This is a genomic window from Nocardia sp. NPDC056000, from assembly GCF_042269265.1.
GTDB lineage: Bacteria > Actinomycetota > Actinomycetes > Mycobacteriales > Mycobacteriaceae > Nocardia.
On record NZ_JBHJXS010000015.1, the window covers coordinates 180,829 to 204,750 of the forward strand.

The 23,922-nt window shown below is 67.5% G+C and carries 13 protein-coding genes; 10 read left to right on the top strand and 3 right to left on the bottom strand.

Annotated elements, in window-relative coordinates:
- Positions 1 to 3: 3 nt before the first annotated feature.
- From ACFC4D_RS37615 to ACFC4D_RS37630, 4 genes are read left to right on the top strand one after another with little or no spacing between them, the layout of a single operon-like run.
- Positions 4 to 1,440, top strand: coding sequence for an ABC transporter substrate-binding protein (locus tag ACFC4D_RS37615; RefSeq protein WP_376070623.1), 1,437 nt, complete (start codon positions 4 to 6; stop codon positions 1,438 to 1,440).
- Complete coding sequence (locus tag ACFC4D_RS37620; protein WP_376070625.1) at positions 1,437 to 2,381, top strand: ABC transporter permease; 945 nt, start codon at positions 1,437 to 1,439, stop codon at positions 2,379 to 2,381. Before ACFC4D_RS37615 ends, ACFC4D_RS37620 begins: the two co-directional genes overlap by 4 nt.
- A complete protein-coding gene (locus ACFC4D_RS37625) occupies positions 2,378 to 3,130 on the top strand; it encodes an ABC transporter ATP-binding protein (protein ID WP_376070627.1) in 753 nt (250 codons plus the stop codon). The genes ACFC4D_RS37620 and ACFC4D_RS37625 overlap by 4 nt, the downstream gene beginning before the upstream one ends.
- A gap of 42 nt (positions 3,131 to 3,172) precedes the next feature.
- Complete coding sequence (locus ACFC4D_RS37630) at positions 3,173 to 5,884, top strand: fumarate reductase/succinate dehydrogenase flavoprotein subunit (protein ID WP_376070630.1); 2,712 nt, start codon at positions 3,173 to 3,175, stop codon at positions 5,882 to 5,884.
- Between the two features lie 6 nt (positions 5,885 to 5,890).
- On the opposite strand, the gene ACFC4D_RS37635 is transcribed toward ACFC4D_RS37630, so the two are convergent.
- Complete coding sequence (locus ACFC4D_RS37635; RefSeq protein ID WP_376070632.1) at positions 5,891 to 7,480, bottom strand: DUF2207 family protein; 1,590 nt, start codon at positions 7,478 to 7,480, stop codon at positions 5,891 to 5,893.
- Positions 7,481 to 7,557: 77 nt separating this feature from the next.
- Between ACFC4D_RS37635 and ACFC4D_RS37640 the strand changes: the two genes are divergently transcribed.
- Positions 7,558 to 8,946 carry a neutral zinc metallopeptidase gene (locus tag ACFC4D_RS37640; protein WP_376070635.1) on the top strand — a complete coding sequence of 463 codons (1,389 nt, stop codon included), beginning with the start codon at positions 7,558 to 7,560 and terminating at the stop codon, positions 8,944 to 8,946.
- 63 nt (positions 8,947 to 9,009) lie between these two features.
- Here ACFC4D_RS37640 and ACFC4D_RS37645 read toward each other — a convergent pair whose 3' ends face one another.
- Both ACFC4D_RS37645 and ACFC4D_RS37650 read right to left on the bottom strand, forming a co-directional pair.
- Positions 9,010 to 10,293 (bottom strand): ammonium transporter, encoded by a 1,284-nt coding sequence (locus tag ACFC4D_RS37645; protein ID WP_375962030.1) that lies wholly within the window; start codon positions 10,291 to 10,293, stop codon positions 9,010 to 9,012.
- 106 nt (positions 10,294 to 10,399) lie between these two features.
- Positions 10,400 to 11,233, bottom strand: coding sequence for a hypothetical protein (locus ACFC4D_RS37650; protein WP_364637342.1), 834 nt, complete (start codon positions 11,231 to 11,233; stop codon positions 10,400 to 10,402).
- Between the two features lie 428 nt (positions 11,234 to 11,661).
- Here ACFC4D_RS37650 and ACFC4D_RS37655 point away from each other — a divergent pair, with 428 nt between their 5' ends.
- The 5 genes from ACFC4D_RS37655 to ACFC4D_RS37675 all read left to right on the top strand — a co-directional run bounded on the left by ACFC4D_RS37655 (position 11,662) and on the right by ACFC4D_RS37675 (position 23,914).
- Entirely contained in the window at positions 11,662 to 14,613 is a 2,952-nt protein-coding gene (locus ACFC4D_RS37655) for a DNA polymerase III subunit gamma and tau (RefSeq protein ID WP_376070638.1), read from the top strand.
- Positions 14,614 to 14,868: 255 nt separating this feature from the next.
- Positions 14,869 to 16,080, top strand: coding sequence for an acetyl-CoA C-acetyltransferase (locus ACFC4D_RS37660; RefSeq protein ID WP_375962032.1), 1,212 nt, complete (start codon positions 14,869 to 14,871; stop codon positions 16,078 to 16,080).
- A gap of 35 nt (positions 16,081 to 16,115) precedes the next feature.
- Positions 16,116 to 18,269 carry a 3-hydroxyacyl-CoA dehydrogenase NAD-binding domain-containing protein gene (locus tag ACFC4D_RS37665; RefSeq protein WP_375962035.1) on the top strand — a complete coding sequence of 718 codons (2,154 nt, stop codon included), beginning with the start codon at positions 16,116 to 16,118 and terminating at the stop codon, positions 18,267 to 18,269.
- A gap of 455 nt (positions 18,270 to 18,724) precedes the next feature.
- Complete coding sequence (locus ACFC4D_RS37670) at positions 18,725 to 22,255, top strand: protein kinase (protein WP_376070639.1); 3,531 nt, start codon at positions 18,725 to 18,727, stop codon at positions 22,253 to 22,255.
- Positions 22,256 to 22,474: 219 nt separating this feature from the next.
- The gene (locus tag ACFC4D_RS37675) at positions 22,475 to 23,914 is read left to right on the top strand and encodes an alpha/beta hydrolase (RefSeq protein WP_376070641.1); all 1,440 of its coding nucleotides are present in this window, start codon (positions 22,475 to 22,477) and stop codon (positions 23,912 to 23,914) included.
- Positions 23,915 to 23,922 lie beyond the last annotated feature (8 nt).

The window sequence follows — 23,922 nt, forward strand, 5'->3', positions numbered from 1 at the left end:
CGCATGAAGCACCACCGCATCGCCCGTCTCGCCGCCGCCGCGGTCGCCGCCGCCATCGCGCTCACCGCGTCCGGCTGCTCGCTGGAATCCTCCGGTGACGGCGATACCGTCAAGGTCGTCATCGGCTACCAGTCCAAGACCATCAATACCGTCACCGCCGGAACCCTGTTGAAGGCCAAGGGATTCCTGGAGCAGCGGCTCAACGATCTGTCCGCGCACGGTGGGCCCAAGTATTCGGTGGAATGGCAGGACTACGACACCGGCGCGCCCATCACCGCGCAGATGGTGGCCGAGAAGATCGATATCGGCTCCATGGGCGATTACCCGCTGCTGATCAACGGTTCGCGCACGCAGGCCAATGAGCGGTCCCAGACCGAACTGGTCTCGATCACCGGGTACAACCCCAAGGGTGCGCTGAATATGGTTGTGGTCGCGCCGGATTCGAAGGCGCAGACCATCAATGATCTCGCCGGGCAGAAGGTGTCGGCCAGCGTCGGCTCCGCCGGGCACGGCACCCTGGTCCAGGCGCTGACCCGCGCGCACATCGATCCCAAGACCGGGGTCGAGGTGCTCAACCAGCAGCCCCAGATCGGTTCCTCCGCACTGGAATCCGGTCAGGTGACGGCGCTGTCCCAGTTCGTGGCCTGGCCCGGACTGCTGGTATTCCAGAACAAGGCCAAGCTCCTCTACGACGGTGCGGAGCTGAACGTCCCGACCTTCCACGGCGTGGTGGCCCGTCGCGACTACGCGAAACAGCACCCGGAGGTGCTCGATGCGTTCCTGCGCGCACAACTGGACGCGACCGATTTCATCCACAAGCAGCCACTGGAAGCGGCCGAGCTCGTCGCCCAGGGCAGCGGCCTGCCTCAGGAGGTCGTGTACCTCTACAACGGGCCGGGCGGAACCTCCTTCGACACCACGCTGAAGCCGAAACTGCTCGACGCCTTCAAAGCCGATGTGCCGTACCTGAAGTCGATCGGTGACTTCGCCGACCTCGATATCGACAAGTTCGTCGACGACACCGCGCTGCGCAAGGCCTTCCAGGAGAGTGGCGCGAACTACGATGCGGCACTGGGCAATAACGCCAACCCCGCACCTGTGACCGGCACCGATCCGCTCACCAACCGCCCCGCCGACAACCCGGCCCAGGCCGGTGAGATCTGGTTCACCGGTTCCGACACCACCCAGCCCGCCGCCGACCCGACCAGCCTGCTGCGCGCCATCAAACAGGCTCGCGCACAGGGCAAAACGGTCCGCGCCGCCTACGTCCCCGACGCCGAACTCGGCACCCGCTGGTTCGCCGACAAGGCCATCTGGGTTCGCGACGGCGACACCTACCTGCCCTTCACCACCCCCGCCGCGGCCCAGCGCTACCTGACCCAGCACCCCTCCGGCGCGATCGTGAGCTACGACCAGGCCATCACCGAGGTCCGGCAATGACCTCGCAGGCCGCCACCTCCGCCTCGGGCCAGACATCCCCCCGTCATCCCGGCACGCTTTTGGCCGGGATCCACGGCGACTCGAGCGAAAACGGTGGATCCCGGCCACAAACACGCCGGGATGACGGAGTTGGGGACGCCCGCGCGGGGCGGGCGATCCGGGTGGTGTGGACCTCCCGCCTGGTCAAGCTCATCTCGGTGCTCGTGGCCGTAGGGGCCTGGCAGTTCCTGACTGCCAATAACATTCGGCTCTGGGTGCGGTTCGACACGCTGCCGACCGTGACCGAGATCGTGCGGGCTTTCCACAAGCAGCTGGGGACCGATACGTACTACCTCGATCTCGGGCAGTCGCTGATCCGCATTCTCACCGGATTCGGGCTCGCGGCCGTGTTCGGCGTGACACTCGGTGTGGCGCTGGGGCGTTCGCGCTGGATCGCGGACACCATCGGGCCGCTCACCGAACTGGCCCGGCCGATTCCGGCCATCGCCGTTGTGCCCGTGGCGATTCTGCTCTTCCCGGATGACGAGGCCGGGATCGTGTTCATCACCTTCCTGGCCGCGTTCTTCCCGGTCATGGTCTCCACCCGGCACGCGGTGCGTGCGCTGCCGACCATCTGGGAGGACTCGGTGCGCACGCTCGGCGGAAGTCGCTGGGATGTGCTGCTGCGAGTCGTGTTGCCCGGCAGCCTGCCCGGCGTCTTCAGCGGGTTGTCCGTCGGCATCGGGGTGTCCTGGATCTGCGTGGTCTCCGCGGAGATGATCTCCGGCCGCCTCGGTGTGGGGTACCGCACCTGGCAGGCGTACACCATCGTCGACTACCCGGGTGTGTTCGTCGGCATCATCACCATCGGCGTGCTGGGGTACGGCACCTCCGCCGCCGTCGAACTCATCGGACGGCGGGTCACGCACTGGCTGCCGCGGGTACCGGAGGTGACCAAATGACCAGCGGTATGAGTCTGCGGGTGGATGGCATCGACCTGTCCTACACCGGTGCGCCGGTGATCCGGGACCTGTCCCTGGAAGTCCGGCCGGGCGAGATCCTGATTCTCACGGGGCCGTCCGGCTGCGGTAAATCCACCGTGCTGCGTGCCCTCGCCGGACTGCTGCGACCCGATGCCGGGCAGGTGCTCGCCGACGGGACACCGGTCACCGGAACGAATCGGGATCGCGCCGTCGTCTTCCAGGACAACGCGCTATTGCCCTGGCGCACGGTGCGATCCAATATCGAGTTGGCGCTGAAACTGCGCGGGGAACCCCGCGCGGGCCGGAAGGCGCTGGCGGAGAAGTGGATCGAGGAGATCGGTCTCACCGGATTCGCCGACTTCCTGCCCAAGAGCCTGTCCGGCGGTATGCGCCAGCGCGTTCAGCTCGCGCGCGGCCTGGCCGGTGCGCCCCGCTCGGTGCTCATGGACGAACCCTTCGGCGCGCTCGACTCGCAGACCCGCGCCACCATGCAGCGCCTGCTGATCGACACCTGGCGCACCCACCCCACCACCCTGGTCTTCGTCACCCACGATGTGGACGAGGCGCTGCTGCTGGGTGACCGAGTCGCGGTCCTGGGCCGCGCCGGAGCACCCCTGCGCGCCCTGCTGGATGTGCCGCAACCGCGCGAACTCGGTGTGGACCGCACCGCGTTGCGCGCCGAAATCATTACCGCCCTGGATCATTCGGGCGATCTCGCCGCGCTCTGACGGCGTCCCCGACCGATCCCCTCACGAATGTTGGTGTGCCTGATGGAGATTCCCGACCTCGCCGCGACCACCCGGCTCGACTGCGACGTCCTGGTCATCGGCGGCGGCACCGCGGGCACCATGGCCGCACTCACCGCCGCCGAACAGGGCGCGAATGTGCTGCTCATGGAGAAGGCGCACGTGCGGCACTCCGGTGCGCTCGCCATGGGCATGGACGGCGTCAACAACGCCGTCATCCCGGGCAAGGCCGAACCCGAGGACTACGTCGCCGAGATCACCCGGGCGAATGACGGAATCGTCAACCAGCGCACCATCTATCAGACCGCCACCCGCGGCTTCGCCATGGTGCAGCGGCTCGAACGCTACGGCGTGAAATTCGAGAAGGACGCGTACGGCGAATACGCGGTGCGCCGCGTGCACCGCTCCGGGTCGTACGTGCTGCCCATGCCCGAGGGCAAGGATGTCAAGAAGGCGCTGTATCGCGTACTGCGGCAACGCAAGATGCGCGAGAAGATCCAGATCGAGAACCGGCTCATGCCGGTGCGGGTGCTCACCGAGAACGGGCGCGCGGTCGGCGCGGCCGCATTGAACACGCGCACGGGCGAATTCGTGGCCGTCGCCGCGAAAGCCGTTATCCTGGCGACCGGTCCGGCCGGACGCCTCGGACTGCCCGCCTCCGGCTACCTCTACGGCACCTATGAGAACCCCACCAACGCGGGCGACGGCTACGCCATGGCCTACCACGCGGGCGCGGAGCTCTCCGGTATCGAATGCTTCCAGATCAACCCGCTCATCAAGGATTACAACGGCCCGGCCTGCGCGTACGTCGCCAATCCGTTCGGTGGCTACCAGGTCAACGCCCTCGGTGAGCGCTTCGTCGACTCCGATTATTGGTCCGGTCAGATGATGTCCGAGGTCAAGCGGGAGATCGAATCCGCGCGCGGGCCCATCTATCTCAAGGTGTCGCATCTGCCGACCGAAACCCTGGACGCGCTCGAAGGCATCCTGCACACCACCGAGCGGCCCACCCGCGGCACCTTCCACGCCAATCGCGGACACGACTACCGCACCCACGATATCGAGATGCACATCTCCGAAATCGGTTTGTGCAGTGGACATTCCGCCTCCGGCGTGTGGGTCGACGAGAACGCCCGCACCACCGTCCCCGGCCTCTACGCCGCCGGCGATCTGGCCTGCGTACCGCACAACTACATGATCGGCGCCTTCGTCTACGGCGACCTCGCGGGTTCGCACGCGGCGAGCACCCTCGCCGACACCCCGGCCCCCGCCGAACTACCCGCCGACCAGCTGGCCGCCGCACACGAACTCGTCTACCGCCCGCTGCGCAATCCCGAAGGCCCGCCGCAGCAGCAGGTCGAGTACAAACTGCGCCGCTTCGTCAATGACTATGTGGCCCCGCCGAAGACGGCCACCAAACTCTCCCTCGCCATCGAGACCTTCGACCGCATGCTGGACGACATCTCCGCCATGGGCGCGCAGACCCCGCACGAGCTGATGCGCTGCGCCGAGGTGACCTTCATTCGCGACTGCGCGGAGATGGCCGCCCGCTCCTCGCTGACCCGCACCGAATCCCGCTGGGGCCTCTACCATGAACGCGCCGACCTCCCCGAGCGCGATGACGTCGAATGGCGCTACCACCTCAACCTCCGCAAGGCGGATGACGGCGAGATGGAATTCCTGAAGCGCCCCGTCGCACCGTATTTCGTCCCGGTTCCCGGCCTGGACGATCTGCCCACCGACGACCCCACCGTCATCCTGGTGCAACAGCCCGCCCTGATCGGCAGCCCGCCGAATCTGACCACCGCACCGACCACGCCCGGCACGGCCCTCGATGCGGAAACCCCCGCGAAAGCCCCTGTCGCCCCGCGGATCGCACTGCTGCTGAGCCTGGACGGCCCCGCCGTCGAAGAACTCGAATCCTTCCTCGCCGATCCAGATCCCCAGGTGCGCGCCACCGCCCTCTCGGTGCTCACCGAAGGCACCCCGGACGGCTTCGACGCGCCACTCATCGCGGCGCTGGCCGACTCCGACTCGGTGGTGCGCGGCAATGCCGTCGCGGGACTGCGGGAACTCGTCGAAATCCTGCCCGAGCGCAGTGGCGGCACCCTCGCCGAGCATGCCGATTCCCCGGACCCGGCGGTCCGCGCGACCGTGGTGGATCTGCTGCGCGCCCTGCGCGCCGGTTCGGTGGAACTGTTCGCCAAGGCCGCCGTCGACCCCGATCATCGAGTTCGCATAGAGGCGATCAACGGTCTGGTGTCACTGGATGATTGGTCCACGCTGGCTACCGCCGCCCATGACGAGAACCGTGAGGTTCGCATTGTCGCCGCCAAGGGTTTGGCCACCATCGGCATCGGTGGACTGGAAGCGGTTCGGGCCCTGCTCGCCGACCGCGATCCGCTCGTCCGGGCCGCAGCCCTGACCGCACTGGCCCGGCTCGGCAATGCCGATGACATCTCGACTCTGACTGTCGCCCTGAAGGATTCGGCCTGGCAGGTGCGCGAAGGCGCGGCGCGCGGGCTTCCGGCCGTCGGCGCGGACCTGGCCGCCGAACCATTGAGCCTGGCGCTGGCCGATATCCATCCGGATATCCGCAAGGCGGCCGTGCTGACGCTCAGCAGCTGGCCCGAATCCACCGCCGCCCGCGATGCCCTGAACATCGCCCTGGACGACTCCGACGCCGACGTCCGCGCCTACGCCCGGCGCGCGCTCGCCGTTCATTCGGGAGCGTGACGGGCCTCAGCTCTCGGTGAAGAGCTTCTCCAATTCGGTTATGCAGTACGGGAAGTGGGCCGCGAAACGGTAAAGATCGTGATCGGATTCGAAACCGCCGAACCAGTAGAGGCCGGGGGTGCCGTCATCCGTCGGGTTCAGATCGCGGAAGGTGCGCACCCACTGATCGGTACGGCGGCCCGCCACCATGAAGGGCAGCGCCCGGGAGAAGATCATTTCGCGGTCGGGTGCCGGAATATTCTGCGGCACAACGGCATCCAGACTGCGCAGCATGGCTTGGACGCGGCCAGCCAGCTCCCGGCCGAGGGCGGTGCGGGACGGTAGGTAGCGGGGGAGCAGCAGGGCCGCCACACCACCCAGGATCAATGCGACACCGATCAGGGCGTGACCGGGACCCAGCGCCAGGGCGAGGGTGGTGACGGCACCGGCCACCACCAGCGTTGCGCCGAGCCAGAATTCGAAGCCCCGGCGCGAGCGGTCGATGAAACTGCCCTGCGCGGTGGCCTCGTCGATGAGGGTGCGGCGGACCGCGCGGGCGTTCACCTTGTCGCGCAGCGTCGACACCATGACCGCATCGGTGCCCTCGGGCAGGAATGTCTCGTAGACCGCGCGCTCATAACCGGTGAGCTGGTCGTCGATCGGGTTCATCCGGCTGATCCGCCAATCGGATTCACCGATCGCCGCGATCCAGATATAGCTGCGCACAGCCAGATCCACCACCGTCGCCGCCATATCGGGGGCGTCGACATAGCCGTCGATCAGCAGACCGGCGGTGCCGGGCAGGATGCCGTCGGGGGAGGTGAACCGCATGTGATCGCCCTGGCGCTCCAGCGGATCGAGCACCTGCGCGCTCGGCTGCTGCCTGCGCGCCCACACCACATATCCGGCGGCCGCCGCCAGCGCCGCCAGCAGCGCCCCGAACGCCGCCAGCACCGGGCCGGTGATGGAGAACGGGCCGGGTGAATCATCGTCCTGGATATCGGCATTCGGTTTCACCGTGCCGGGCGGGATCTGCAGGGTCACATCGATGACATCGCCCTTGCGCAGATCCGTCTTGTCCAGATGCGCGACGCCGTCCGGTTCGACGCGGATATCCGCGCAGTCCTCCGGCTTACCGGGCGGGCCGATGGTGCACTTGGTGACGCCCATCCGGAAATCGGGACTCGTCACCACCACGCTGATGGACGCCACATCGGTATTGAGCACCCCGGTCCACCGGAACGTCTGCGCCCCGGCGGAATCGGCGACGGTGTTGTGCACCGTGTACTTGAACGTCACCGTGCCGGACCGGGCGTCGATGGTGAAACGGTCGTCCGCGACGGTCGCCTCACCGTCACCGGTGGCCTGGATATCGCTCACCTGGAAGGTGCGCTGAATGGCCTCGGTGACCTGCACCCGCAGCGGCAGCACCTGCCGGAACTCGTTGCCGGCGGGCACTTCCACGGTTTCGGTCACCCGGAGCAGGCCGTCATCGCCCAGATCCACATCCGCGGTGATCTTCACACCGTCGGGCTGCTGCGCCTGGGCGGCCGGGGCTGCCACGCCCGCCAGCGCGAGCAGCAGCGCCACGAGGACGCCGCCCCGAAAAATCTGCATGGATGGTCACTCTAGCCAGCTTGCTATTCTTCCTCAGCGGCTGTCGGTTATCGGTGAGAACGAGGGGGTGCGGGGGTATGACTCGCCCACCGTCCGGCTACGGACCGAATAACCACGGCGGCTGGCCGCCCGAACCCGATCCGCGCCGCCCCCAGCAGCCGCCCGGACAACCGCGGCAAGGCAATTCGCCACCGCCCGGCGGTTATCCCCAGCGGCCCGGCGGCCGTCCACAGCATCCCGCACAACCCGGCGGGCAGCCCCCGCGACCCGGTGGGAATCCGGCGCAGCCCGGCGGCTATCCAGGTCAGCCGGGTGGGTACCCCGGTGGGCCGGGTGGGTATCCCTCGCGCCCGGGCGGCTATCCGGTGCAGCCGCCGCACCCCTCGGCGCCGCCGGGAGGGATTCCGGCGCAGCCGCGCACGGGTTATCCACAGCAGCCGAGTTATCCACAGCGGCAGGGGTTCTCGTCGCCGCAGGGTTCCGGGCCCGCGCCCACCTTCGCGCAGCCGCGGCAGCCCGCGTATCGCCCGCCGATGCCGCCGCCCGCCGCGCATACACAGACCGGGATGCAGGCGGTCCAGCGTCCGGCTCCGCCGCGCCGCCGCCGCTGGGGCACGCTCGTGGTCATTCTGATTCTGCTGGTCAGCACCGTTGTGCTGCGCACCGCCATTCGAACCGGGTTGAGCGCCTTGGGAACCGGCGACAAGGTGCAGACCGGATACAGCAACGATCCGGGCAGTGAGAACGCGGGCGTCGCCAAGACCTCGGACAATCCGCTCGTCACCGATGACAGCCTCACCCTGCTGCCGGAGAACTGCGCGTACACGCCGTGGAGCACCGACGTCGACGTCGCGCGCACCTTCTTCCAAACGGCCGCGGACTGTCTCGCCGAAGCATGGAAACCCCTCTTCACCGATATCAAGCTGCCGTTCGAACCGCCGAAACTGAACGTCTCGGCCACCACCAGCGGCATCACCACGCTGTGCACCGGCAACAGCAGTAATTTCGCCGCCTTCTACTGCTCGGCCGACAAGACCATCTACATGCCGATCAGCCAGTTGCAGACCGATATCTACAAGAACAACTGGGTGGTCTACCTGTCGGTGTTCGCGCACGAGTACGGGCATCACGTCCAGGCCGAATCCGGCATCCTGGGCAAGGTGCATCAGCAGCGCCGGGATGCGGGCGCGCGCAGCGATACCGGCCTCGAACTGTCCCGCCGCACCGAACTCCAGGCCAACTGCTTCGACGGCATGTTCCTGTCCTCGTCGAATAGCGGTGGCGCACTGAGCAATGCGCAGATCGGCGTCGCCCGCAACGATATGTACCACCGCGGCGACGCCCCCGGCGATATGCGCGATCACGGCACCTCGCAGAACGGCGGCGCGTGGTTCGAGATGGGCTACGACAAGAACCGCACCGCGCAGTGCAACACCTTCGCGGCGGCACTGAACAAGGTCAACTGACCACACGAAAATGGCCGGGGCGGCGAATGATTCGCCGCCCCGGCCATTCTCATGGCTATCGGCTCAGTGCCCGAACGGCCCGTCCCGCTTGATCTGATGACCGTGCCCGTTCACGCCCTCGGCGTACGCGGTCTCGGCGTGCAGCGCGAAGTCGATACCGGAGATCTCCTCCTCGCGGCTCACCCGGAATCCGATGGTCCGGTCGATCACCTTGCCCAGCGCGAACGACACCCCGAACGCGAACGCCGCCACCGCGAGCACACCCACCAACTGCTTGCCCAGCTGTGCGAGCCCGCCGCCGTAGAGCAGCCCCTCGGGACCGTTCTCACCCGTCATCGCCCGGTTCGCCAGGAAACCGATGAGCAGCGTGCCCACGATGCCGCCGACGAAGTGCACGCCAACCACATCGAGCGAATCGTCATAGCCGCCCTTGAACTTCCAGCCCACCGCGAACGAACACACCGAACCCGCGACCAGACCCACGATGAGCGCGCCCATGGTGTTCACCGAACCGCAGGACGGGGTGATGGCGACCAGACCGGCTACCGCGCCCGACGCCGCGCCGAACGTGGTCGGACGGCCGTCGCGCACCTGCTCCACGATCAGCCAGCCCAGCATGCCCAGGCAGCCCGCCACCAGCGTATTCAGGAACACCGCCGCGGCGGTCGCATTGGCGCCCAAGGCCGAACCGGCATTGAAGCCGAACCAGCCGAACCACAGCAGGCCCGCGCCGAGCAGCACGAACGGCAGATTGTGCGGCCGCATGGCATCGACCTTGAAGCCCACGCGCGGGCCGAGCACGATCGCCAGCGCGAGTGCCGAAGCGCCCGAGGCGATCTCGACGACCAGGCCACCCGCGTAATCCATGGTGCCGAACGAGGCCAGCCAGCCATTCGGCGTCCACACCCAGTGCGCGATGGGGGCGTACACAATCAGCGCCCAGATCGGAACGAAGATCATCCACGCGGAGAATTTCGCGCGGTCCGCGATCGCGCCGCTGACCAGTGCCACGGTGAGAATCGCGAATGTCAGCTGGAAGGTGACGAACAGCAGTTCCGGAATTCCGCTGCCCGCGTGCACAGTCGTGGGATCAATTCCGGAAAGTCCGAAATGACCGAGATTTCCGATGAGTCCGCCACCCGCGTCATCACCGAACGCCAGGCTGTACCCCGCCACCAGCCACACCACCGTGACCAGCGGAATCGAGATGAAACTCATCATGAGCATGTTGAGCACACCGCTGGAGCGCACCATGCCGCCGTAGAAAATAGCCAGGCCGGGCGTCATGAGCAGCACCATCGCCGTGGCCGCGAGCAGCCAGGCGGTAGCCGCCGGATCGATGTTCATGAACAAACTCCTTCCGCGCGAAATCGCGTTGCACGGAAGTTACCGAATCCTCACGTTTCGGCGCTGTTACGAAAATGAGGACTTGGATACGTGCATGTAACAGCGATCAGGCGCGGCGCTCTTTGTTCTTGCGCGACAATGCCCGCATTCCACGCGGTCCCGGCACGGGCAGGTCATCCGTCAGCGCCATCCACTCGGCGGTAGTGAGCCACTGCTGCTGCGCCCGGGCGTCGGCTGTGTCGTTGAACACGCGCCGGCCGCGATCATCGCGCAGCTCATAGGCGAGCACCGACCAGCGCGGCGGCCGCTCGTTCTCCGCCAGCTGATCGCGCAGATACGCCGCCACCAGCGTGCCGATGGCGTTCACCGGCCGCAGCGACACCCGATTACCGAACCGGGCGGCATGGAAACGCCTTCCGGCACACAGGGATCGGGGTGTCGCGTTGTAGGCGATCCAGCCCGCGCGCTGCGCCCGCTCGATCAACCACAGATGCTTCACCGCGGTCGGCGGGATATCGCCGACACGGTCGCGAATCAGCGCGAACACCGGCTCGGACAGCAGAATGTCCCGGCGCGTCGGCCCGGTGCCGTGCGCGGTCCAGTATTCGTCGGTGAGCTTGGCCAGCACCCGGCCGAAATCGTCGACACTGCGCTGGGCACGGCGGCCCAGGCGTTCGATGCGCTCGGCCTCGGCGCGCATATCGTTCTGCACGATGAGGGTTTGAATGGCCGCCAGCGTCGGCACCTGACCGCGCTGCAGCAGTTCCAGAATCGCGCCCGCGGTGGCCGGATCCGCGGCTGCCGACACCGGTAGCGAATCACGCTTGATGTCGTAGTCCTGCGGGCTGATGGCTCGACTGAGCAGTCCGACCGCGGCGAGATCACCGGCGAATTCGGTGCTGGAGAGCCAGGCGTGGGCGATGTCGTCGTGCGACGGCACTTGGGAGATCCTCCGATGAGATTTGGTTGTGCCCCGGTCGGGATGAGGGACCGGCCGGGGCCACCAACCTGATGAAGGTTTGGCTACCGAAGTTGCCGATGTCCACGGTAGCCAAACGATTGCGATCTTGCTGCATCGGTTCACTGGATCGTTATGTCCGGTCTGCGTGGATGAAACCGAACACTCATCCGTAAATGGCGATCTTGGGCGGAGCCGGTGTCCGGCTATCGTCCCTGGACACCCACGCCAAGAATTTGCTCACGGGTCACAGCAGAATCGAGTTCAGTCCGGTCGGTATCGAACGGGCATCCAGAATGGATGTGACATAACCCACAGTTTGACGCGCCGGAGTGCTGGAACGCGACGCATGGGCGGCCGCGCGGGCAGCGAATCGCTCGATGTCAGGGGTACTCGGTAACCTGTGGGCCGTGGCTCTGTACCGGAAGTACCGACCGGCAACGTTCGCTGAAGTGGTGGGGCAGGAGCACGTCACCGATCCCCTGAGTATCGCCCTGGACACCGGGCGGATCAGTCACGCGTATCTGTTCTCCGGCCCGCGCGGTTGCGGCAAGACCTCGTCCGCGCGCATCCTCGCGCGCTCGCTGAACTGTGTGGAGGGTCCGACCTCCACGCCGTGCGGGGTCTGCTCGTCCTGCGTCGCGCTCGGGCCCGGCGGCTCCGGCAACCTCGATGTGATCGAACTCGACGCCGCGAGCCACGGTGGCGTCGACGACACCCGCGAACTGCGCGACCGCGCCTTCTACGCGCCCGCCGAATCCCGCTACCGCGTCTTCATCGTCGACGAGGCGCACATGGTGACCACCGCGGGCTTCAACGCGCTGCTCAAGATCGTCGAAGAGCCGCCCGCGCACCTGATCTTCGTCTTCGCCACCACCGAACCGGAGAAGGTGCTGCCGACCATTCGGTCCCGCACCCACCACTATCCGTTCCGGTTGCTCCCGCCCGCCACCATGCGCGGCCTGCTCGGCAAGATCTGCGAGCAGGAACATGTGGAAGTCGAAGAATCCGTGTACCCCTTGGTGATTCGCGCGGGCGGCGGCTCACCTCGTGACAGCCTCTCGGTGCTGGATCAGCTGCTCGCGGGTGCGGGACCCGAAGGCGTCACCTATCCGCGCGCGGTCTCCCTCCTCGGCGTCACCGACGTGGCCCTGATCGACGATGCCGTCGACGCCCTGGCGAACTCCGACGGGGCGTCCCTCTTCGGCACCATCGACCGCGTCGTCGAAGCGGGCCACGACCCCCGCCGCTTCGCCACCGACCTGCTCGAACGCCTCCGCGACCTCATCCTGCTGCGCGCGGTCCCCGACGCCACCGAACGCAACCTGGTCACCGGCCCCGGCGATGTCCTCGCCCGCATGCGGGACCAGGCCGCCCGCCTCGGCCCCGCCACCCTCGCCCGCCACGCCGAACTCCTGCACGAGGGCCTCGGCGATATGCGCGGCGCAACCGCCCCCCGCCTCCTACTCGAAGTCGTCGCGGCCCGCATGCTCCTGCCCGCCGCCTCCGACGCCGAAACCGCCACCCTGCAACGCCTCGAAACCCTCGAGCGCCGCATGGCGGGCGGCGCCATCCCGCAATCGGCCCCGGCCGCCCCCGCCCCCGAACGGTCCGCCCCGGCTTCGGACTCCGACCCCTCCCCGGCGTCCGCCCCGTCCACACCGCCGACCGGAGCCCCTCGCCGCCGCGGCGCGGAAGCCCTCGCGGCCCTGCGCGAAAACCGCCCTGGCACAACCCCTCCCGTGCCTCAGCAACAGCAAGCCGCTCCACCTCCGCAACCGCCCCAGGCTGCCGTGTCTCCACAGCCCCAGGCTGTAGTGCAACCGGAACCGGCTCCCGCCCAGCAGACTTCGGCTCCCGTTGCGGCGGTTCGGCCGCCGGAGATGAATGCCGTGCGCGGCCCGGTGGCTGACGCCGAAACACCCGCTTCGCCTGTGTCCTCCACGGAGACCGTTGCAGTGCAAGGCATTGCCGATATCGCCGCTGGTCCGGACGGGTCCGCTGCCGACATTCCGCTGCCCGGATTGGTTGCGGAAGAGGATTTGGCCGCTGCTGCCGCCGCCAAGGAAGCGGCGGCTCGGGCCGCGGAAGCCGCTGCGGCGCAGGGAGGTTCGGCGGATTCCGCCGGTGCCGCGGGCAGTGCGCAGCTGGCTGTGGCCGAACCCGAAGCGACCGAACCGGAAATCGATCCGGATCAGATGGCACTCGGCATGGACGAGCCCGATGGCGCCTCGGCCGATGAACTGACGCCCGCGTTCGCGTTCGCGGCGCAATCCGTTGATGTGGCAACCGCTTCCGAGGTCGTCGCGCAACTTGTGGCGGACTCCGAGGCGGAGGTCGATCCGCAGGCTGCGGCTGAGGTCGCCGCTCCGATGGCCGAGCCGGAACCTGTTGCGGCCGAGGTTGTTTCATTACCTGACCAGGCTGCCGAGCCCGAGTTGATCCCCGAGCCCGAACCGGTTGCCGCTGTGAGTGAACCCGTCGCGCCGGTGGCCGGGGGTGACTCGTCCGAGGATGTGTTGCGGGAGATCGAGGCGGCGTGGGCTGATATTCGGGCCAAGGTGCGGGAGTTCGGGGCGGCGGTGCAGGCGCTGCTGTCCGGGGCTTCGGTGTCGCGGCTCGAGGGCGGGACGATTGTCTTCGCGCATCAGCATGCGCCGTTGGCGCAGCGGTTGTCGCAGCCCGCCAATCTGGATGCGGTGCGGTCGGCGGTCAAGGCCGTGCTGGGGCGTGAGCATGACGTGAAGTGGGAAGTGGGGAGCGGGACCGCGCCCGCCGCTCCGCAGGCGAGTGCCGGTGGAGCGGGTAAGGGACCGGCGGCGGGTGCGGGAGCCGCGCCGAAGAAGGCCGCGGCCAAGTTCTCGCGGCCGAGTCAGGCCAAGGCCGCTACGGCGAGTGCGGCCACCACGGTCGCCGCCCCGGCGGCGTGGGGGAGTCCGGCGACCGCGCCCGGTACGGCGGGTGACGGTGTGGCCCCCGGCACAGCGGGTGATGCGGCAGCGGGCGGTTCGGGCTTCGGCGGCTCGGCGCAGGGCGGTTCGGGCGCGGCGGCCGGGGGTGCGGGAACCGCCGCGGCGGGTGCGCAGGCTCGCGGCGGCAACGGTGGCGCGGGGGTGCGGAACGCACCTCCGGAGGACGATATTCCGCTGCCTGACGGGCCGGACTATCCGGACGACCCGGGGCCGTCGGACTACTCACCAGTAGGTTATGACGGCGTCCCACCTGCTACTACGGACGAGGAGGAGCGCGAGCTGCTGGCGGCCGCCGCCGTGCCGATCCCCGCCGAGGAGCGTCGCGACCCTGATGATGTGGCCTTGGAACTGTTGCGGTCGGAACTGGGGGCGACTCCGCTGGAGGGTTGACAGTTGCCCTGTGAGACGCATTAAGTTAACCGGAGTTCGCATCGGGCGGTACTATGATCGGGTGGCCGTGAGTATCGGTTCGGCGAGGTTCTAAGGTATGCCCAGGCGTACGGGTTGCCAGAGAGCGCGTCGGTCCGCCTCTGAGGCTGTTTGTACAGCGTCAGACGGTCGCCCGAACAAGTCGATCGGCGAGGCTACCCGCGGCCGCCCCGCACAACGCGGTGTCGGCGCACATTACGGAAGGAAAACTCCGATATGACCACAGAGGCCTACATTTACGAGGCCATCCGCACCCCGCGCGGCCGCAACAAGAAGGGGTCGCTGCACTCGGTCAAGCCGATCGATCTGACCACCGGTCTGGTCGAAGAGCTGCGGAACCGTTTCCCGAACCTCGATGAGGATCGGATCTCGGACATCATCCTGGGTGTTGTTTCCCCCGTCGGTGACCAGGGCGCGGATATCGCCCGCACCACCGTGCTGACCGCGGGCCTGCCCGACACCGTCGGCGGTATCCAGATCAACCGCTTCTGCGCCTCCGGCCTCGAGGCCGTCAACCTGGCCGCCCAGAAGGTCCGCTCCGGCTTCGATGACCTGGTCATCGCCGGTGGCGTCGAGTCCATGTCCCGCGTGCCGATGGGCTCCGACGGCGGCGCCATGTTCATGGACCCGAAGACCTCCTACGAGGCTTACATTGTCCCGCAGGGCATTTCGGCCGACCTGATCGCCACCATCGAGGGCTTCACCCGCGATGACGTCGACGCCTACGCCGTGCGCTCGCAGGACCTGGCCGCCAACGCCTGGAAGAACGGCTACTTCGCCAACTCCGTCGTACCGGTCAAGGACCTCAACGGCCTGACCGTGCTGGACAACGACGAGCACATGCGTCCCGGCACCACCGCCGCCGACCTGGGCAAGCTGAACCCGGCCTTCGCCGGCATCGGCGAAATGGGCGGTTTCGACGCCGTCGCTATGCAGCGCTACACCTACGTCGAGGCCATCAACCACGTGCACCACGGTGGTAACTCCTCGGGCATCGTCGACGGCGCCGCGCTGGTGCTGGTCGGCAACGAAGATGCCGGTAAGGCCTCCGGCCTGACCGCGCGCGCCCGCGTCGTGGCCACCGCCACCTCCGGCGCCGACGCCACCATCATGCTGACCGGCCCGACCCCGGCCGCGTTCAAGGCTCTCGCCAAGGCGGGCCTGACCACGGACGATATCGACATCTTCGAGATCAACGAGGCCTTCGCCTCCGTCGTGCTCAAGTTCCAGAAGGATCTGGCGATCCCGGACGAGAAGCTGAACGTCAACGGCGGCGCCATCGCGATGGGCCACCCGCTGGGCGCCACCGGCGCGATGATCACCGGCACCGTTGTCGACGAGCTGCACCGTCGCAACGCGCGCTACGGCCTGATCACCCTGTGCATCGGCGGCGGCATGGGCGTCGCCACCATCATCGAGCGCGTCTAACGCCCACCGACTTTTCTCGAGGAGAACCAAAGACAATGACTGAGAACATGATCGGCTGGGAAAAGGACGCCGACGGCATCGTCGTGCTGACCATGGACGACCCCAACCAGGGCGCCAACACCATGAACCAGCTCTACAAGGACTCCATGAAGGCGACCGTCGATCGCCTGGAGGCCGAGAAGGACGACATCACCGGTGTCGTCATCACCTCCGGCAAGAAGACCTTCTTCGCCGGCGGCGACCTCAAGAACATGATGAAGACCACCCCGGAGAACGCGGCGGACATCATGGAGGAGCTGGGCAGCATCAAGGGTGACCTGCGTCGCCTGGAGCAGCTCGGCAAGCCCGTCGTCTCGGCGATCAACGGCGCTGCCCTCGGCGGCGGCCTGGAGATCACCCTGGCCACCCACTACCGCATCGCCGCGGACGTCAAGGGCGTGCAGCTGGGCCTGCCCGAGGTTTCCCTCGGCCTGCTCCCGGCCGGTGGCGGCGTCACCCGCATCACCCGCATGCTCGGCATCGCGAACGGCCTGATGGGTGTGCTGCTGCAGGGCAACAAGTTCAACCCGCAGAAGGCCAAGGCCACCGGCCTGATCAACGAGGTCGTCGGCTCGATCGAGGAGCTCGTCCCCGCCGCGAAGGCGTGGATCAAGGCCAACCCGGACAAGGGCGTGCAGCCCTGGGACGTCAAGGGCTACAAGATCCCGGGCGGCACCCCGACCACCCCGGCGCTCGCCGCCAACCTCCCGGCGTTCCCGGCCAACCTGCGCAAGCAGCTCAAGGGCCAGAACATGCCGGCGCCGCAGGCCATCATGGCCGCCGCGGTCGAGGGCGCGCAGGTCGATTTCGACAACGCGTCGCTGATCGAGTCGCGCTACTTCGTCTCGCTGCTGACCGGCCCGGTCGCGAAGAACATGATCCAGGCGTTCTTCTTCGATCTGCAGTCGATCAACAACGGTGGTTCGCGTCCCAAGGACGTGCCCAAGCGTGAGATCAAGAAGATCGGCGTCGTCGGCGCGGGCATGATGGGCGCGGGTATCGCGTACGTCTCCGCCAAGGCCGGTTATGAGGTCGTGCTGAAGGACGTCACCATCGAGGCGGCCGAGCGCGGCAAGAACTACTCCGAGAAGCTCGAGGAGAAGGCGCTCTCGCGTGGCAAGACCACCGAGGAGAAGTCCAAGGCGCTGCTCGCGAAGATCACCCCGACCGCCGATGCGGCCGACTTCGCCGGTGTCGACTTCGTCATCGAGGCCGTCTTCGAGAAGCCGGAACTGAAGAACGCGGTCTTCCAGGAGATCGAGGACATCGTCGACGCCGACGCCCTGCTGGGCTCGAACACCTCGACGCTGCCGATCACCCTGCTGGCCAACGGTGTGAAGCGGGCCGAGGACTTCATCGGCATCCACTTCTTCTCCCCGGTGGACAAGATGCCGCTGGTCGAGATCATCCGCGGTGAGAAGACCTCGGACGAGGCGCTGGCCCGGGTGTACGACTACACCCTCGCGATCCGCAAGACCCCGATCGTGGTCAACGACAGCCGCGGCTTCTTCACCTCGCGCGTGATCGGCACCTTCATCAATGAAGCGATCATGATGCTGCAGGAGAACATCGATCCCGCGACCATCGAGCAGGCCGGTCTGCAGGCGGGCTACCCGGCCGCGCCGCTGAAGCTGAGCGATGAGCTCAACTTCGAGACCATGAACAAGATCTTCAAGGAGACCAAGGCCGCCGCCGAGGCCGAGGGCAAGGTCATCTCGGCCGCCTCGCTCGCGTCGGGCAACGTCATCGACACGATGATCGACAAGTTCGACCGCAAGGGCAAGCTGGGCGGCGCGGGCTTCTACAACTACGTCGACGGCAAGACCGCCGGCATCTGGGAGGGCCTGCGTGAGGCCTTCGGTTCCAAGCGTGAACTGCCCGAGGGCGTTTCGCTGCAGGACCTGAAGGACCGCATGCTGTTCATCGAGGCCATCGAGACCCAGAAGTGCTTCGACGAGGGTGTGCTGACCACCACCGCCGACGCCAACATCGGCTCGATCTTCGGTATCGGCTACCCGGCCTGGACCGGTGGCGTGCACCAGTTCATCGTGGGCTACCCGGGCGGCACCGCCGGCTTCGTGGCTCGCGCCGATGAGCTGGCCGCCAAGTTCGGTGAGCGTTTCGAGGTTCCGGCCTCGCTGCGCAAGTAAGCGAGAAGTACGAAAACGCCTGTCGCGCTGAGGGTTCGGATAACCTCGGCGCGATAGCGGGTACGGACAGGACCCGGGTCGTCGCCACGGCCCGGGTCCTGTCGTATCGGTGCCCTGTCGAGCGGGGGTGACGTTCGTATCGTCCGAAGCGATATCCGGGTATGGCGAGGCGAGGTTCGGGCCGGGCGCGGCCAACGTTCGGCATCCCGTGGATTTCGGGGCGGTCGTACCGGATTTCAGCGCGCGCGGAACCCCGGTGCTGTGCCGAATTCCGCACACATACGTGCCCAGCGCGCTACGTTTGAATATGCGCGGGTAGAACACCGGTATCGCCCGTAGATTCGGTGCGCGCTCGTCCAGTGCGAGGTGGGGTAGAGATGGAACCACAGCCGCGCCCGGGAGGCTCCCGGAGCGACTCTACTCGGCCCGAAACGGCCACGCAGGCATATGTTCCCGTGAGCATCACCGATGAGCTCGAGGCCATGGGACTGATCGATGCCGAGGAGGTCGGCCGCGGCGGCTTCGGGGTGGTTTTCCGCTGCACGCAGCGCGTACTCGATCGGGTCGTCGCGGTGAAGGTGCTCTCCACCGAGATCGACGATGAGAGCCGTGAGCGCTTCCTGCGCGAGGAGCACGCCATGGGGCGGCTCTCCGGGCATCCGAATATCGTCGACATCCTCCAGGTGGACGTGACCGCGAGCGGGCGGCCGTACATCGTGATGCCGTATGCCACGCACGGTTCCCTGGAGCAGCTCGTGCGCGATAACGGTCCGCTGACCTGGTCGGATTCCCTGCGGGTCGGGGTGAAGCTGGCGGGTGCGATCGAGACCGCGCATCGCGCGCAGGTGCTGCACCGGGATGTGAAGCCCGCCAATGTGCTGCTGAGCCGATACGGCGAACCGCAGCTCACCGATTTCGGCATCGCCCGGATTCCGGGTGGTTTCCGCACCTCCACCAGTTTGATCACCGGATCGCCCGCGTTCACCGCCCCCGAGGTGCTGCGCGGTGACGAGCCCACCGTGCGCTCGGATGTGTACGGCCTCGGCTCCACCCTGTTCGCACTGCTGACCGGGCACGCCGCCTATGAGCGGCAGGCGGGGGAGAAGATCGTCGCGCAGTTCCTGCGCATCACCAGCGCACCGCTGCCGGATCTGCGGGAACAGGAGATTCCGCCGGATGTGGCCGCGGCCATCGAGGCCGCGATGTCCCCGGATCCGCGCGATCGCCCGGAATCGGCGGTGGAATTCGGTGATCTGCTGCGCACGGTGCAGACCGGACACGGGCAGGTGCCCGATGAGATGGCGCTGCTGGACAGCGCCGGTGACGAGGCGGATTCCGAAGCCACCGAACAGTATTCGCGCCAGCGCACGGTGATGAACTCACCGCGCAACCGCTCGCTGACCCTGCGCCCGCCGACCACCCCGAGCGGGACCTTCACACCGGTGGGCGGGTCCGTCACGCCGAGCGGGCATACGCTACCGCCAACGGCCGCAACGAAATTCCGGCCGCCGACGCCCGCACGCGAACCGGTGGCGCGGCCGCGACTGCTGGAACCGCTGCGGGCGGGCGGCAGGCGACGGCTCGCGGTCATTCACGGTCCGGCGGGATTCGGCAAGAGCACGCTGGCCGCGCAATGGTGCGCCGAACTCACCGATCGCGGGGTGTCGGTGGCCTGGATCGCCATCGACCGATACGACGACAACGAGGTGTGGCTGCTCGCGCACATCATCGCCGCCATTCGCAGGGTGCGGCCCGAACTCGGGGCCGGACTGGAGCAGGTGCTGGAGGAGCGGCCCGCCGAGGCGGTGCCGTACGCGGTGTCCGCGCTGATAGACGAGGTGCACGCGGGCGGGAACACCATTGTCGTGGTGGTGGACGATTGGCATCGGGTGACCGATACCGGCGCGCACCGGGTGATGGACAATCTGCTCGACAACGGCTGTCACCATCTGCGTTTCGTGATCACCAGCCGCGAGCGCTCCGGATTGCCGTTGAGCCGCATGCAGGTCGCCGATGAACTCGTCGAAATCGATTGCGATCAACTGAAACTCACCGAGGCGGAGACGCGGCAGATTCTCGTCGACCGCACCGGGCTGCAACTCACCGACCGTCAGGTCGAGCAGATCTACGCCGCCACCGACGGCTGGCCCGCCGCCATTCAGCTGGCGAGCCTGTCCCTGCGGGCCGCCGGAGCGGACGCCGATCAGCTGATCACTCGAATATCCGGTGACAGCAAGGCGATTCGCGAATACCTCGCCGAGAATGTGCTCGACAGCCTGGAACCGGCCATGCTTGACTTCCTGTCCGCCATCGCCGTGCCGGAGCGGGTGAACGCCTCGCTCGCCGAGGCGCTGAGCGGCAGCGCCGAGGCCGGTGCGCTACTGGATCAGGCCGAGCAGCGAGAGTTGTTCGTGCACCGGCTGTCCGATGACTCGTCCTGGTATCGCATGCAGCCGATGGTGGCCGAACATCTGCGGGCGCGACTGGAACGCGCCCAGCCTGGACAGGTCAAAGCGTTGCACCGCAAGGCTTCCCGCTGGTTCGCCGAGCATCAGTTGCTGCGGCAGTCGGTGGATCACGCTTTGGCCGCCACCGATTTCAAGTTCGCCCTGGATCTCATCGAGAACGGCGGCATGGATCTGATCGACCGCTCCCGGTTGGCCACGCTGTTCGGGACGGTATCGAAACTGCCTGTGCAGCAGGTGACTTCGCGCAGCAAGCTGTTGATGGCGCTGGCCCGGGCGAATGTGAATCTGCAACAGTCCGGTGCGGCCCGCACCGCGCTGGGCCGCCTGTCCAGCATGCTGGCGCGCAGTTCGCCCACCGATGCCGAGGCGGTGAATCAGCGCTGTCAGGCGGCCGTGCTCGATGCCGCCGATCAGGTGGCGCGCGATCGCACCGACGGCGTCCTGGACAAACTCGCCGACAGTCTGCGCCTGGCGGAGGAACTGCCGCCCTGGACGGTCTCCACCGCCGCGAATCTGGCCTCCTTCGTGCGGCTCTGCGAATTCGATTTCGACGGCGCGCGCCGCATGCAGGAGTGGGCCGCGCCGTATCACGCACTGTCCGCGGATCCGCTGGGCGCGGTCTTCGGTCTCTGCGGTCAGGGCGATGCCGCCTACGAACAACTCGATATCGATTCCGCCACGGCGTTTTTCGAACAGGCCTGGCAGACCGCGCGTGATCGCTCGGGCCCGCACTCGCAGCCGGTGCGGGTGGCCGCCGCCCTGCTCGGCGAGCTCGCCTATCGCCGCAATGATCTCGACAGCGCCGAACGCCTGCTGGACCAGAGCTATCAACTCGCCACCCACGTGGGGCCGGTCGACTTCCTGATCAGCACCTTCGTCATCGGTGCCCGCGTGAAGGCGGTGCACGGCGATCTGGACACCGCCACCGCCAGACTCGATGAGGGCGCGCGAATCGCCCTGGATCGCAAGCTCAATCGCCTCGCCGCCCATATCCGGGCCGAGCGCTTCCGCCTCGGCCTGCCGCCGGATCAACTCACCGCGGGCCTGGTCACCGACCCGATGACCCGCCCGGTCCGGCATCTGTCCGGTGCGGCCGCCCTGGCCGCCGAGGCCGAGGAATTCGCCACCGTCCGAGCACTGCTCTACCGCCACTACCGCGGCGACGATCGCGGCCCCGCCGATGACCTGGCCCCGCTGGGCACCGATGACACAGCCGTCAAACGCGCCCGCGCCCTGCACGCCCGCATTCGCGAGAAGAACCGCCCGCGCGCGGAAATGGATGCCGCCCTGCTGCTCACCGAATGCCTGTCCGCGTCCGGCTGGGTGGGGGAGTCCATCGCGGTGCTGACCCCGGTGGTGGTGCGGTTCGCCCCGCTCGGCTGGACCAGGCCCTTCCTGGACGCGGGCCCCGGCGTGCGCAATATCCTGCGCACCATGCGCACCCAGCTCCCGCTGGTGGATATCGGCAGTCCCGACGCCCCCGAGTTGCCGCGCGCCTTCCTGGATTCGCTGCTCTGATCGCGCGCCGCCGCCCTGATTTCGCGGTGGGTTCCGGTGGGAATGTTTCGCCGGGGTGTCGGTCCTGTCATGCCGGTGTGGCGGGGTTCGCCAGGCGACCTCGAGGGGGTTCACAGGGTTTCTCGAGGAACGGCGTTGAGAATCGCCGTCGTGCTGTTCACCCGTGTGCTGTCGCAGAGTCCTCCGCTCGGTCCTCCTCCCGCACCGCACGTTCCGGTGATGACGGGGCGGGGTGGGAACTTCCACCATGGGATTTCGCTGTTGCACGGGTGGTTACCGCAGGTGGTGTTGTTCGGGACGGTGTTCGCGCTGATCGTGGCGCTGGCCCGGTTCAAGCGGAATTGGTGGCTGTTCTCGGTGCCGGTGTGTGTGGCGCTCGGGGTGGCGGCGGCCTGGGGTGCGTGGCTGTACATGATGGACGAGGGGCTGGCCTCGGATCCGGCGCCGATGCTGCTGTGGGTGTGCATCGCCATGATCGCGGCGGCGGGCGGGGCCTTCATTGTCGGCTGGCGGTCGGGCCCGTGGTGGCAGCAGGGGGCGGCGCTCTTGGCCGTGCCGCTGGCCCTGGTGAACGCGCTGATCGTGCTGAATCAGTGGGTGGGTTACTACCCGACGGCGAATGCCGCGTGGGAGGCGCTGACGGCCGAACCGCTGCCGCATCAGACCTCGCTGGCGTCGCTGGCCTCGCTGCGCAATACCAATGTGGGCTCGGGACGCATTGTGCCGGTGGATATTCCGGAGTCCGGGAGTCATTTCAAGCATCGCGAGGAGTACGTGTACCTGCCGCCCGCGTGGTTCGCCGGTGACAAGCCGCCCGCGCTGCCGGTGGTGATGATGATCGGCGGGGAGTTCAACACCCCGGCGGACTGGGTGCGCAGCGGCCAGATCATGCCCGCCGTCGACGATTTCGTGAACGGCAACAACGGTCAGGCGCCGGTGCTGGTGTTCGTCGATTCCGGCGGCAGTTTCAACAATGACACCGAATGTGTGAACGGCAGCCGCGGTGACGCCGCGGACCATCTCACCAATGATGTTCCGGACTATATGAAGTCGGCGTTCGGGGTGTCGGCGGATCCGGCGAAGTGGGCGGCGGTGGGCTGGTCCATGGGCGGCACCTGCGCGGTCGATCTGGCGGTCATGCACCCGGAGCTGCTGCACACGTTCCTCGATATCGCCGGTGATCTCGGCCCGACGGCGGGCACCAAGGAGCAGACGATTCGCCGCCTGTACGCCGGAAACGCCGACACCTGGGCGCAATTCGATCCGCAGACGGTGATGGCCAAGCATGGCCCGTACACCGATATGGTCGGCGTCTTCGACGATCTGACCCCGCCGCAGCATCAGGGCGGTATGCGCAACGGCGGCAACGGGAACGGCAACGCCAATGCGAACGGCTACGGCAACGGCGGCAACTTCCGCCCGAAACAGCCTGCCGCCGATGATGATTCGGTCGGCCTTGGCGGTCACGACGGCGTCTTCGACACCGGTGAACTGGGTGCGGCGAACACCCTCTGCGAGGATGGCCGCCGCGTCGGCATCGATTGCACGGTGCACACCGCGGAGGGCGGTCATACCTGGCAGTTCGCGTCGTCGGCGTTCACCTCGACGCTGCCGTGGCTGACCGCCCGTCTCGGGCTGCCGGTGCCGAACCTGTCGTAGGGCCTGTT